General features: G+C 43.9%; 12 protein-coding genes and 1 CRISPR repeat array. All 12 genes read left to right on the top strand.

Annotation, left to right across the window (positions count from 1 at the left end; translation table 11 throughout):
* Positions 1-2 precede the first annotated feature (2 nt).
* The 12 genes from csm3 (at position 3) to cas2 (ending at position 11,572) form a co-directional block, all read left to right on the top strand.
* A complete protein-coding gene (csm3, locus tag AB0L18_RS19710; protein ID WP_367389035.1) occupies positions 3-797 on the top strand; it encodes a type III-A CRISPR-associated RAMP protein Csm3 in 795 nt (264 codons plus the stop codon).
* A complete protein-coding gene (gene csm4 / locus AB0L18_RS19705; RefSeq protein ID WP_367389034.1) occupies positions 794-1,978 on the top strand; it encodes a type III-A CRISPR-associated RAMP protein Csm4 in 1,185 nt (394 codons plus the stop codon). Before csm3 ends, csm4 begins: the two co-directional genes overlap by 4 nt.
* A 9-nt stretch (positions 1,979-1,987) precedes the next feature.
* Positions 1,988-3,154 (top strand): type III-A CRISPR-associated RAMP protein Csm5, encoded by a 1,167-nt coding sequence (gene csm5 / locus AB0L18_RS19700; RefSeq protein ID WP_367389033.1) that lies wholly within the window; start codon positions 1,988-1,990, stop codon positions 3,152-3,154.
* A gap of 6 nt (positions 3,155-3,160) precedes the next feature.
* Positions 3,161-6,226 carry an AAA family ATPase gene (locus AB0L18_RS19695; protein WP_367389032.1) on the top strand — a complete coding sequence of 1,022 codons (3,066 nt, stop codon included), beginning with the start codon at positions 3,161-3,163 and terminating at the stop codon, positions 6,224-6,226.
* On the top strand, positions 6,223-6,999 hold the full coding sequence (locus tag AB0L18_RS19690) for an NARF domain-containing protein (protein WP_367389031.1): 777 nt from the start codon (positions 6,223-6,225) through the stop codon (positions 6,997-6,999). Before AB0L18_RS19695 ends, AB0L18_RS19690 begins: the two co-directional genes overlap by 4 nt.
* A gap of 11 nt (positions 7,000-7,010) precedes the next feature.
* Positions 7,011-7,781 (top strand): CRISPR-associated endonuclease Cas6, encoded by a 771-nt coding sequence (locus tag AB0L18_RS19685; RefSeq protein WP_367389030.1) that lies wholly within the window; start codon positions 7,011-7,013, stop codon positions 7,779-7,781.
* Entirely contained in the window at positions 7,771-8,031 is a 261-nt protein-coding gene (locus AB0L18_RS19680; protein ID WP_367389029.1) for a hypothetical protein, read from the top strand. Before AB0L18_RS19685 ends, AB0L18_RS19680 begins: the two co-directional genes overlap by 11 nt.
* Before the next feature lie 382 nt (positions 8,032-8,413).
* Complete coding sequence (locus tag AB0L18_RS19675; RefSeq protein ID WP_367389028.1) at positions 8,414-9,088, top strand: CRISPR-associated endonuclease Cas6; 675 nt, start codon at positions 8,414-8,416, stop codon at positions 9,086-9,088.
* A 205-nt stretch (positions 9,089-9,293) separates the two neighbouring features.
* Positions 9,294-9,599 carry a hypothetical protein gene (locus AB0L18_RS19670; RefSeq protein ID WP_367389027.1) on the top strand — a complete coding sequence of 102 codons (306 nt, stop codon included), beginning with the start codon at positions 9,294-9,296 and terminating at the stop codon, positions 9,597-9,599.
* A gap of 72 nt (positions 9,600-9,671) precedes the next feature.
* Entirely contained in the window at positions 9,672-10,673 is a 1,002-nt protein-coding gene (gene cas1 / locus AB0L18_RS19665) for a CRISPR-associated endonuclease Cas1 (protein WP_367389026.1), read from the top strand.
* A gap of 10 nt (positions 10,674-10,683) precedes the next feature.
* On the top strand, positions 10,684-11,271 hold the full coding sequence (locus AB0L18_RS19660; protein ID WP_367389025.1) for a hypothetical protein: 588 nt from the start codon (positions 10,684-10,686) through the stop codon (positions 11,269-11,271).
* The gene (gene cas2, locus AB0L18_RS19655) at positions 11,264-11,572 is read left to right on the top strand and encodes a CRISPR-associated endonuclease Cas2 (RefSeq protein WP_367389024.1); all 309 of its coding nucleotides are present in this window, start codon (positions 11,264-11,266) and stop codon (positions 11,570-11,572) included. Before AB0L18_RS19660 ends, cas2 begins: the two co-directional genes overlap by 8 nt.
* 33 nt (positions 11,573-11,605) lie before the next feature.
* Positions 11,606-12,069: direct repeats of the CRISPR family, unit length 32 nt; unit sequence CTGGGAGTCGCCATCCATTTGAGTGAGGACTG.
* Positions 12,070-12,726: the final 657 nt, after the last annotated feature.

Genomic DNA, 12,726 nt, shown 5'->3' with positions numbered 1-12,726 from the left:
AAATGAGTAAAAACATTGATACCCTTCGACTTAATAAGAAAGTCGTAATCGAAATAGAGGTCAAAATACTTACCGGTTTGCACATCGGAGGAACGAATAGTGATATGAATATCGGAGGAATCGATAACAGTATCATACGACATCCTATTACCCGTTTACCATATATTCCAGGAAGTTCGCTGAAAGGAAAAATGCGTTCGTTGATAGAACTAAGTAATGGTACTTTAGGAAGACGGATGAGCCGCGATATCCAAACCGGACCGACCCAGGATGCAAGTACATTATCCGCTCAGCTTTTTGGTTACACGCAACATCAAGAATATGATAACGCAGGTAAACCCATTAAAGATTTGGATAATTTCAAACACAAAACTCAGCAACCTTCGCGCTTGATTGTTCGGGATATGGTTTTATCGGATACAGTAGACCAGGAAAGAGATTTGGTTGAGATAAAAACGGAGACAGTAATCGACCGTATCACCTCAGCAGCCATGCCACGCCAGATGGAACGCATCGCGGCGGGTACTACCTTCAAAGGGTCAATGGTTCTAAATGTTTTTGAAGAAGAAGTTGATCAGGAAAATATTTTATTGGATACCGTTTTTCAAGCACTCCGGTTAGTCCAGGACGACTATTTGGGCGGGGCTGGTTCACGCGGTAGCGGACACGTAAAATTTGCCGTTACCAACATTGAGGAGCGTACTACTGCCTTCTACCAAGGTAATGATAATGCTGAAAAAATTGATCTAACTAACTTTGGAAACCGCTTGAACGGATTAATACCTCCCAGCTTATGAAGCCATCAATCTCATATACCTTAGTTAGGCTTCGCTTCGAGAATGGCTTTCACTTATCGAGTGGAAAAGAAGGGAACTACGATCGTTCACAGCTACGACTCCATTCGGATACTCTCAAGTCCGCCCTTTTTGTATCAGCTCTTAAGTTGTACGGCAAGGATACTGTTGGCATGAAAAATGTGGAAAAGGGAAATGAGGGGGCTGCCTTTTTTGACGGTTTTCGATTGTCTTCCGCTTTTCCTTATTACGAGCACCGACACGGGATCGATTATTTTTTTCCACGTCCAGCATTAAATCTGGCGGAACAACTAATAATGTCCGAAGATTTTGGGAGCAAAGCTGAGAAAGAAAGGCATAATATCGAGTTCATAGAACATTCTACATTACGAGATTTATTGCGAGAAAAGATTACGGTTGAACAGGTTAAAGAAGAGGATAAAACAAAGTACCAGGAGTGCATCAAAGAACTTAAACGTCAGAACCAGAGCAAAGAAATGATAGAGGAGTGCGAACGGATCATGGCCCAAATTGAAAAAAAATATAGTAATAAATATTTGCTGGCAGGTAAATATCTATTGAAGGGCACCATAGTTTCAGAGGAAATGACTAAAACGGCCATGAAGCAGCAAGTGATGGTACAGCCAGAAGGTGAGGATGCTTTGCCTTTCGGGGTAGATCAATTGCACTTCAGCGAGGGTGCTGGTTTATACGTCCTCATGGATATTAGAGACGAGACTTTGGTCGCACAAGTGAAAGCAGCCTGGGAGCTGCTTGGAGAAGAAGGATTGGGGACGGATCGCAGTACAGGAGGCGGGAGTTTCTCTCCTAAGATTATAGACAATTATCCCTTAGAACTTCCACCTTCTGCTACCCGGCAAATGAATTTGTCACTGTACTGGCCTCGTCAAAATGAAGCGCTAGCTCTTGCGGAAGAAGGAGCCGCTTACCAGCTACAGCGTAGAGGGGGCTATATGGCCCAGCCTGCAAATGATAACCATTTGAGTATTCGTAAACGCTCTGTTTATATGGTTACGGAAGGCAGTGTATTTTCCAACCAACACTCTTTGGAGGGAAGACTTGGCGATTTACGCCCCGATTCTGACGCCTTGACCAAGGCGGGTATTCCTATCGTTGATCATCCTGTTTGGCGTGATGGCCAAGCACTTTTCCTACCTCTCTAAGTCAAGCCCATGAGTAAGCTAAATCTGATTTTACAAACGTTAAGCCCAGTACATGTAGGTACAGGAAATAAGTTGGCTGCCCAAATTGATTACATCCCCTTTGATGAAGAACTCGCCGTAATTGACGAACGCAAAATTTTTGACTTAATTGGTGAAGACCGGCTGGGGCAATGGGTAAGTACGATTGAAAAAGGAGAACCCTTAACAGCTCATTTACTTAAGGGTATGTCCGCTGAAGAGGTATCCAGTCGATTGGTTAAAATTAATGGACATCAACCAAGAAGTGGCGAATTGAAAGAACAACTGCACTTGGCTAATCCGACCAGACCTACTATTCCGGGCTCTTCCCTTAAGGGCAGCGTTCGTACCGTCTTATTCAATTATTTGCTTAAGCAGCGACCATCTCTGACGGAGGGCGGACGCCAGTTGCAAGAAAACAGAAGGGGGCGTACTTACTTTTCAGATCGTCGTATCAACGCCGCGATCTTCGGCCAAAAAGATCAGGAGAATCGTTTTCGTGGAGGGTACGATTTGGACGCAAATAAAGATTTTATGCGTCTTTTTCGACTGTCAGATTTCTATTTTCCCGCTGTTACCGAATGCCGCACGTTGGAAATTATCAATGATTACCGAGACGGGTGGGGAGTCAAAAAAAGAGAAACTACCTACTTGGAATGTATTCCCTCAGGACAAACCAGTGAAGGTAGGCTACAGGTTCCTACTGATTTGATCGATTACGTAAAGAATCAACGAGACGCTAAGTACAAAGCAGAAAAAATCAAATCAAATGCCAAATACACAGATTGGAACTTATTGTCGGGGTTAATCAATGATCATACGTTAGGACTTATCGAAGAAGAACTGAAGTTTTGGGCAGAAGAAGGCAACCCTATCGTTATTGGCGACTATATGGATCATCTTCAGGAAATCAAGCGAGCCATCCTACAAGCTCAAACAGAACAGAGCTGCGTCCTACGAGTAGGTGCAGCATCTGGTTGGCAGTTTATGACTGGCGGCTGGGCTAAAAACCCGGATTTGGTAGACGATAAAACTTGGTATAAGTTACGGGAGGCTGTCCAGAAACGTGCTTACCCCGATGGCATACCTACTCCTAAAACCCGGAAGCTTGCGCTGGGAGGAGAACCTTTGGGATTTGTAAAATTGAGTAAAGTATAGCTTCTTATGAAACGCTCTAACCTGCATTTAACCGAACTTGGCTTTGAAAACTTTCGCTCGTTTAAGCAAATTACGCTGCCCCTTAAGCCGCTTACTATTCTTATTGGTCCTAACAGTGCTGGGAAGAGTTCTGTGATGAAATCATTATTACTATTGCGTGATAACTATGAAAAAAACGGGTTAAGCCATTTGGAATTTGATGAAGGTGCAAAGCACCAACTGGGTAGTTTTATATCGGTCGCCAATGATCCTGATGCTGAAATTGTTTTTAATCAATGCTTTTCCTTTATAAAAGAAAAAAAGAAGGCTAGCAAAGGTACTCCTGAAGAGAGAATGGAAGTAGAGAAGGAAAATGGAGATTCCTTTCACCAGATAGAAAATACTACGGAAAGAGGAAATGATTTTTGGAATTCTATAAAAAGGTGGAAAGTAGAATATCGTTTTAAAGGAGAAGCAGGAGAACCCGAGAACCAAGTAAAACGAGTTACCCTGGCAGGAGTAGAAATAACCCCTTTAAGCGAGAGTGAAAATAATGAAGTGAACAGGGAACCACTATTAACTTATCGGGCTGATAGCGGTATGGTAGAAGTAACTTTTGGTAGTCAGTGGATTATCGATCTCCTAGGGGATAACACTGCACTTCTGAAGTTACGTAAGGATAGGTTAAAGTCTTGGGTTGCAAATAAAATTCAAGACAGAGATGTAAATAATGCCGTAGAACTAATATTGTCGAGTGAGGAACAATTTAGTCATCTTGAAGATGAAGATCAGGAAGAATTTTCCGATGATAAATTTCAGGAAGATAATTCGAGTATTGAATTAGAAAGTAAAAAAGAGAAAGAAGAAATAGAACGTTTAAAACAAGAAATAGAAAAGATAACAGAAGAGATAAGCGAACTGGAAACACTACTATCAGCAAAAGTTGAGTTAGAGGAAAAAAAATCACAAATAGAAACGCGAATAAGTGATGTTAAAAGGAACATAAAGGATGAAGAGAAAAAAGTCAATTCATTACAGGGTATACTTTCAGAAGAAAAGCAATCTAACAATTTGCAAAAAGAATATGGATTAGCCCAAGATAGATTGTCGAAATTGCAGAAAGAAAGTAACTTCTTATTGAAAGAAAAAGAAAAATTTGAACCGTCAAAATATCAAGAGCTTCCAAAACAGAAAAATGATCTAGAGAACCAACTCAAAATTGCAGTTGACAACCTCAAAGCACTAGAAAGTTCCGAAACACGCTTGTTTCAGAATCCGAAACAGGAGCAGCAGCAGCAGCAGGATAGAAATATGGAAGAGCACGATGAATACAAAAAAATAAAGGAGAGTTATGGGCTGTCTAGCGTTCAAGATCGAGTCACATATTTAAGTGATCTGATAGTTCGGTGGATTGACAGTGCCTTTGCAAAGGAGCTAAAAAGATTGTTAGTGTCAAATAACAATGAGTCAGATAAAATTGAAATTAATAATGGTAAGATAATATTTAATAGTAGTTTAAATATATCCGAACTTTTATTGCTGAGTGATAAGTGGCGTTTAAAAGAATATCTGCGGGGAGAAGCTAATGAAAGTTTTATTGACAAAACACTTCAATCACTGATTAGTGAGGAAGTTGATTCAATAGACAAAAAAGATCTTGAGAAAGTCTTTCGAGATAGTGATAGTAAGATCGCAGATGTCTTGATTTCTCCCTATTTAGATAATATTATTTTTGATCACTTGACAGAATGGCTTAATCCGCTAATTTTAACACTAGTTGGTAGTTTAAAACTGACTCATTTTTCTGCTTCCCGAGGCATTCAGGAACGGATTTATAACCATAGTAAGAATCGAACGGATTTGGAAATATCACTAATGGACTGGCATCGTTTTGTTCAGGCAAATGAAAACTATAAAGCCGAAAAGGAGTATCAGTTTCTTATGCAACAATTTCAGAAAGATGCTTTCGATATTGGTATTGATTTCAATGTAAAAATTATTGATGGTTCGTCTTTAAAGGCTATCGTAACGACTAAAGATGGCAAACAAAGGCACTTGGCAGATTTGGGTTTCGGTATCACTCAGTTGATGCCTATCCTTCTGCAAACTGCGTTGCACATAAAAACTGGTGGTCTAATTAATGTCGAAGAACCCGGAACTAACCTTCATCCTAGCTTACAATCTAAGTTAGCTCCGTTTTTTTTGCAGGCCATTGACCAGGGAGTTCAATTTATCTTAGAAACGCATTCCGAATATTTTATTCGGGCCTTACAGGCAGAGGGTGGAAAAATCGACAAAGTGGGAATTCTTTACTTGAAAGAGGGCCGGTTAGAAAAGGAAATCAGTATTATTGAGAAGGGAGAATTAAATACCCCTTTTCCTGAAGGATTCTATGATGAGCGAGAACGGCTGGTGTTCAAGAAAGAATTACTTCCCGATCTAGCTGGGAAAAGGATACTGGTGCTTACTGAAGATGAAAAATGGAATGACAGTAAATGCCTTGAATGCTTGCTGGAAAGTAATATGTTTAGGATGTCAGAAGTGCTTATCAAATCTTTCAAGGGAAAAACTAAAGCACATTTTGCAGCAGGTATGGCAAAAATTATTCTTGAAGAAATTACGCATATCAAGAAAGTTATTATTCACTTAGATAGTGATGGAGTAGGCAAACAGTTTGTGATTGAAGATACGTTCAAGGACAACAAAGAATACTTTCGTGATGTAGAGGTTTTTGTAACTGAATATAACGATATTGAAGGGTATTTTCTAAGGGAAAGTCACATCTCTAATTTAGGCTTGTCTGAGAGTGGTATGGAAGAGTTACGAGATAAAATTAATCAAGAAGAGCAAAGAACCCGGGATAATAAAATAAGCGCATTGACACAAAAGTACTCAAGCGAAGAAGCTGCTAGAAATCAATATAATTCTAGTCCAGAAAAATTTCGGTTCTCAAAGAAGATTTTAGGGGTGGTAAAAAGTCATTTAAAAAGCAAGAACATAAATATTATCCAGAGAACAGATGGTCTTAAATGTAATTTTCTTTCTGGCCTTGCTAATGAAGTCTGGAGGGAAACCCAAAACATAAAACAATGAGTAAATACTTCTTCCCAGTAATATTATTACTCTTTGCCGCTATTCTGTTTTTTTTTCATACTCATTCGCTCAATCTAGCACTTGAGAAAGAAACTGCGGAGGTTCACTTATTGACTCAGCGTATCAGTTCACTTCAAAGTAGTATTGTTGATACCAGTATATATGATAAAGAGCAATTGCTAGCTATTAAAGCACTACACCAAGAAATTAAAGGTTTGCATCTAAAAATCCAACAGGTAGAAGTTAACCTCAAAAGAGACTATGGAGCTCCGTTAGCATTGGGTATACCTATCACATTTTTTGCTTTGATTGGTTTTGGCTATTCCCTTTATCGTTTTGCCTACAACAGCGCGATAAAAGCAGCGGAAATTGAGATGAAAAAATACTTCACCCCCATAGAAGAGCAAATTGTAGAGAATAGCCGACTGTTACTATTAACCCCAAGCGGAAAAACGGATAAAAAACTACACAAACTACTCCGAAACAGTGGATTCGAAAAAATAAAATTGAAAACTGTCGAGCAAAAAAAATTGCCTAGCAGCTTAGATGATTTTGACGTTTTAATTTTCAACGACTTTGAAGATACTACCATCATTGAAAACATTGTACAAGACTATCCAGATAAGGCGATCCTTTATTACGGAACAGGAATTCTCAAAGACACGACTAATCCGAGTATATCTTCGGCCCGCTTCCTGTCCCAGGTCTATGGTAACCTTATGAACCTTCTGAAATACCAACGCAGTGCCCGACAGCATCGCTCCATTACCTAAATCTGAACCTTATGTCTCAACAAAATAACATCCGCATCCTCCAAGTTGTCTTTAACCTTCCGCTTCACCCTAAGCAAATTAGTCGGTGGCGAGGTGCTTTTTTAGAAATGGGCGCCTGGACCGAAGACTTCTTTCATAACCACAAGGACGATAATTACCATTATCGCTATCCGCTCATTCAATACCGGGTGTACCGTGGCAAAGCGATGATATTGGCCATTAATGAGGGCGTGGAAGCCTTGCAAAGAGTATTGGGCAACAATAAATGGGAGCTGAACTGGGACGGAGAAACCTTTCCGCTTCGGATCGAAGACCTTAAAATGAGGGAGGCTCATTTTGCGATGCTGGAAACACCCAAGCTCTATTTGGTTGAAGATTGGCTGGCACTCAACGAAGACAACTACAAGTTATGGCAAAAAGCCCCCAATCTAGTAGCACGCATACAGATCCTAGAAAAACTCCTAGCTAACCAGCTTTTGGCCCTTTGTAAGGGGCTAGGTTATCAATTACCCGAACGCCTGGAAGTAAATATTCAGCACCTCAAAAAAACACGCAAGCTAAGTTTGCACGGTGCTGGTCGGGTAGCATTTGATGTGCATTTTGATGCCAATATTTTTCTACCACCTGGCCTAGCCTTCGGAAAAGGCGTAAGTCATGGTTTCGGAAGACAATTTCCTTACCGTAAAAAAAGACCTCAAAACAGATCACTTCCTCAAGAGGAAAATGCTGCCTTCTTCGTAGAGGAAAGCTTCTCCACCAACGATACGACTCATGACTTTTAACGAAATCATTGAATCCCTGAAAAAGGCGAATGTCTCTTCTCCTGGAAAGGCGCTGCAATTGCTGCCGACCTACCTTAAGTCCTCTGCAACGAACGAACGAGACACCTTGGACTTGTTACAGGCTAGAATGAAGAGGCATGTCGATGCAGAAATAGAAGGGACCGTCTCTCGCAAAGAGCTAAACATTGAATATCAGGAATTGCTGAAATCTGTTCAAGCTTTATCAACAAACTTTCTGAAGAAGAAATAGCCGCAGAGACTTACGTACTCGACAAGCATTTCGAACACATTCTACTAGTTTGCTCTGAGCAAAGAGTAGATTACATCAAAAAGCAGCTTTTTCCGAGTGACTACTTTCCAAATGCGAAATGGAATGGAAACACCACGGGAGCAACCGATCACTTCGAAATCATCTTCTTCGATGCCAAGAGCTTTGAGAACGATGATATTTTAAAGGATTACTTAGAAAACCACCCCGCCTATTTGCTCTGGTTTGGAACAGGCCGTAATCAATTGCTTAATGACTACGAAGACAAGGCTTACTTCTGTAATTCCCCATTCTCGGTTTATGCCCGGCTCCAGGAAATGCTGAGTTTCATTAAATACTTCAACGGGTAAATCAAATCCTGAAAATGAAAATCCAGCTGCTGACCACCACCTTTGGCTTGCCTTTGAAATTTCGCGACATTAGTCGGTGGCGAGGAGCCTGGTGCGAGATGGTGGGTTGGGACGTTGATTTTTTCCACAATCATCGAGATGGAGATGGGAAAGTACTGTACCGTTACCCACTTATTCAATACCGCTGTGATAATGATTGCGCGAGCTTTGTTGCCTTACAAGATGCCGTACCAGCCGTACAAAGTACAGTTGCTTCAAGCATTTGGAACATCCAATGGAAAGAGCACACAACACCGCTCAGCATGACCAATTTTCAGGTCAACACCCATGAGTTAAAGCGGGATACGGAATTCCACACTTATCGCATTTATAATTATTTACCCTTCAATTCCGAAAACCTAAAACAGTGGCAATCTACGCCGCTGCTGATTGATAAAACAGCCCTCCTCACCCGCCTCATCCCCGGCCACCTCATCAGCTTTGCTAAAGGTATCCAATGGCGCATTCCAGGACATTTTGATGTTGAGATTACAAATCTCACCAGCCAGCACCCTGTAGTCCTCCACGAAGTCCTGAGACCTGCTTTTGACCTGGAATTCCGCACGCAATTATTTCTACCGTCCGGGATAGGGATTGGCAAGGGGGTAAGTCATGGATTTGGGGTTTTAGAGAGGCAAAAAACACAATAGATTATAAATCTTCTCTCTTTTCCAAGACAACTAAACGTTGTCAAATTCAATCACGTCCCCACTAAAACCCCAACACCCCTTTAGTCCCCACCATACCAGTCGCAAGCCGCGACAAAAACAAAACTGTCATTTCTGCCACCAGAAATGCGGTATTGCTATTATGCTAAACTCAACGCTTTTCCTTTAACTCATAAAACATAACAAAATGCAGCACCTGGAATTTACTGAAAAAGGGAGGAATTCCATTTTTATCCTCCTGGCTTCCTTTCTGATTACTTTTTTTACACTCGGATTTGGCTTGCCTTGGGCGACCACACTTCGTCAACGCTGGATAGCTAAAAATACGATGGTCGACGGCCGACGAATGATGTTCAGGGGTTCCGGCTCCGCCTTGTTCGGCAAGTGGATCGTTTGGTGGATACTTACCCTTATCACCTTTGGCATCTTTGGCCTGGTGGTCTGGGCCCGGTACCAGAAATGGATTATTGAACATACGGCTTTACAAGATTGAGGAGCAATAACCTTCTTCACCAACAATGGCCTTGTTGATTTCTTGAAAAGCGGCGAAAGTAAATAACATATTATGCAGCTCTTTCTCGACTCCTACGGTGCCTTCCTTGGCACCCGCGACGGGATGTTTCACCTCCGTTTGCGCCAGGCGGAAGATCGATCGTTTCCGGTACGGGACGTGAAGATCATTATGCTGGCGCAGGGGGTGAGCATTTCCGCTAACGCCATGCGGCTGGCCATCGAAAACAGTATTCCCATCATCTTGCTGGACCGACTGGAACACCCGATCGGACAAGTATGGAGTGGGCAGTTTGGGAGTATTGCCACCATCCGTAAACACCAGGCTTTGTGGAGTACCGATGTGCAGGGCATCAACTGGGTACGTTCGGTCTTGTTGCGTAAACTAGCTGGCCAGCTGGAGGTACTCCTCAGGGCCACGGCCGACAGTATGCTTGATCTGGGCACCGAAGTGGGTAGAATACAAAGAACCTACGAGCAATTCAGCAATTGGCGCTACCAGGGAGAACTGCTCCCCGATATTGCCGCCACTTTTCGGGGTTGGGAAGGCACGGCCTCCCGCTTCTATTTCCGGGGCCTGGCCCAGCTGTTGCCTTCGCCTTTTTACTTTTCGCTGCGCAGTAGGCGACCAGCGCTGGATCCCTTCAACGCACTGCTCAATTACCTCTACGGGTTTCTCTATGCCCAAGTGGAATTGAGTTTGATGAAGGCTGGGCTCGATCCCTATACGGGCGTTTTGCACGCCGATGAGTACAAACGCCCGACACTGGTTTTTGATGTCATCGAATTGTACCGCCCCTGGGCCGAAACCGTCGCCCTGCAATTGTGTACCAGCGGAACAGTCAACACCGGGCACTTTACGGATGCCACCGAAAAAGAGGGCTTCTACCTGCAAGCGGCGGGCAAACCAGCCGTCGTAAACACCATGTTAAGCTACTTGGATGAAAAAATGCCCTTAGCGGGAAAGAACCGGAGCCGCCGCTTCAAAATCGACCTGGATGCCCAGCAACTGGCGCAAAGTTTGAAAGACTTTACCCCCCTTCATCGAATCATTTAATTTAGAAATTATGAGAACGATTTATTGCTTGCTATTACTGGGTTTATTAGGTTGTCAAACTGACAGCTTCGCCCAGGAATTGACCGGCGAAGTATTGGACGCCATCCACGAGAAACTGGCGCGGGAGATGGAAGACAACTTCTTCAATGGCGAAAGCGAAGACAGCGTAGTAATCGCCGAAGAAGAAGCCTGGGAAGAATTCTTCCGCACCTCCGACCTGGAAGGCGAAGACGCGGTGGGTTACAGCTCCGGCCTCACGCCCCCAAAAGGCATCCGGGTAGGCTGTATCTGCATGGACGGCACCCGCAAAGACGATCGTGGCCGCGGTGCCTGTGGCGGCTTCGGCGGAGTACGGTTTTGGCTGTACCAGATCAACGAGGATTCCGTGGCCATGTACCCCACCAGCAGGCACCGCATACATCCCGAACCGCTGAGTGAAATGGAGACCAACAATCTGAGCTCGCGCAATGCCTTCGCCGCCGAACCTCCCGCTAAACGCCGCTCCTGGTACGATTATCGGTTGGAAGATGTACTCATTGCCATGATGGTTTGCATCACCATTGGCTACGTCGCCAAAATGTGGTTCCACCATGACTAACTACCTCATCAGCTACGACATTACCGACGATAAACTCCGCAACAAAATCGCCAAAACATTAAAGGCCAAAGCTTGTCGGCGGCTACAAAAATCCCTATTTTTAGCACCAGCTTTCAAGCAAGCCGAAATAAGGGCGTTAGAACGTGCACTGAATCAGATTTTACAGTCTACCCGACGTGCCGATTCCGATAGCATCCTGTGTTGGCCCGCTTCCAACCCACAACTGGCCAACATGTTGTGGGCTGTTAATGCTTTGTTCTTTGACAAAATTATTACCGATCCCGATTTTTTAATTGCCTGAATTGCAACAAAATACATATTACACACGTATGCTCTGGGAGTCGCCATCCATTTGAGTGAGGACTGCGACACATGAATTGCATCTCTAAGGCAGCACATTTAGTACTGGGAGTCGCCATCCATTTGAGTGAGGACTGCGACATAATAGCCGAAAAGGCGTGCATCCTTAAATCTTCCTGGGAGTCGCCATCCATTTGAGTGAGGACTGCGACCTTATCCTGAAAGGACCGACCTTTGGACTCCTTACGCTGGGAGTCGCCATCCATTTGAGTGAGGACTGCGACACGGAAATAATACGTTACGTCGTTACTGATCGCACTGGGAGTCGCCATCCATTTGAGTGAGGACTGCGACAGTAATGGCAAAGCCGAAATAGTATGCTCCTTTACTGGGAGTCGCCATCCATTTGAGTGAGGACTGCGACAGTTGGGCCTTGATTCTCTCATTCCGTTTCATCTTCTTCTGGGAGTCGCCATCCATTTGAGTGAGGACTGTCCCGATCGACCTTATCAGCTCTATCGGGACTAGCCGTGCGGGGCACGTCTAGCGCTTAACCAGAGAGAGAAACCATAGACTAAAGAGAAGTTAAAACGTGCCCCGCAGGTTTTAATCCCGTATCAAAGCTCAACAAGAGATTTGATCGGGACGATCCCGATACGATTCTTGCAAATCTATCGGGACTAGCCGTACGGGGTACGTCTAGCGACCTAACCAGTTAAAGTAATCTCAGAACAAAGAGAAGTGGAAACGTGCTCCGCAGGTTTCAATCCCGTATCTAAGCTCCGAGGGAGGTTGGATCGGGACGGGGCACGTCTAGCAACCTAGGTTTGGTCGGGAATCCCGTATCTAAGTTCCGAGGAAAGTTTGATCGGGTGAATGCCCCCAAGGTGGCTGTTGTTTAAGTTGAAAACACCTATGGAATGAAATAGCTTCGTGTGGATGGCGAGCATCCATCCATCCCAGGCCTGTGGCTACCTCCGCCAGGCCACAGCCCACCTCCGACCCTCCGGGCCACCTCCGCCCAAGCGGAGGACATGGGCGGGCCGTGGCCCGTTGCATGACCGAGTAACTAACACAAGTGAATCAGCCTCCGTAAAACGAAGGGCCGCCAACGCTGCGTCACTCCTTCCTCGCGAGGAAGCTGGACGTGCACCG

The sequence above is a fragment of the Lewinella sp. LCG006 genome (assembly GCF_040784935.1).
Taxonomy (GTDB): domain Bacteria; phylum Bacteroidota; class Bacteroidia; order Chitinophagales; family Saprospiraceae; genus Lewinella.
This window is presented reverse-complemented; position numbering and strand designations above follow the sequence as displayed.

Excerpts from the sequence above, each read along its gene's own strand:
- csm3 (WP_367389035.1), top strand. The coding sequence starts at position 3 with ATGAGTAAAAACATTGATACCCTTCGACTTAATAAGAAAGTCGTAATC.
- csm4 (WP_367389034.1), top strand. The coding sequence starts at position 794 with ATGAAGCCATCAATCTCATATACCTTAGTTAGGCTTCGCTTCGAGAAT.
- csm5 (WP_367389033.1), top strand. The coding sequence starts at position 1,988 with ATGAGTAAGCTAAATCTGATTTTACAAACGTTAAGCCCAGTACATGTA.
- AB0L18_RS19695 (WP_367389032.1), top strand. The coding sequence starts at position 3,161 with ATGAAACGCTCTAACCTGCATTTAACCGAACTTGGCTTTGAAAACTTT.
- AB0L18_RS19690 (WP_367389031.1), top strand. The coding sequence starts at position 6,223 with ATGAGTAAATACTTCTTCCCAGTAATATTATTACTCTTTGCCGCTATT.
- AB0L18_RS19685 (WP_367389030.1), top strand. The coding sequence starts at position 7,011 with ATGTCTCAACAAAATAACATCCGCATCCTCCAAGTTGTCTTTAACCTT.
- AB0L18_RS19680 (WP_367389029.1), top strand. The coding sequence starts at position 7,771 with ATGACTTTTAACGAAATCATTGAATCCCTGAAAAAGGCGAATGTCTCT.
- AB0L18_RS19675 (WP_367389028.1), top strand. The coding sequence starts at position 8,414 with ATGAAAATCCAGCTGCTGACCACCACCTTTGGCTTGCCTTTGAAATTT.
- AB0L18_RS19670 (WP_367389027.1), top strand. The coding sequence starts at position 9,294 with ATGCAGCACCTGGAATTTACTGAAAAAGGGAGGAATTCCATTTTTATC.
- cas1 (WP_367389026.1), top strand. The coding sequence starts at position 9,672 with ATGCAGCTCTTTCTCGACTCCTACGGTGCCTTCCTTGGCACCCGCGAC.
- AB0L18_RS19660 (WP_367389025.1), top strand. The coding sequence starts at position 10,684 with ATGAGAACGATTTATTGCTTGCTATTACTGGGTTTATTAGGTTGTCAA.
- cas2 (WP_367389024.1), top strand. The coding sequence starts at position 11,264 with ATGACTAACTACCTCATCAGCTACGACATTACCGACGATAAACTCCGC.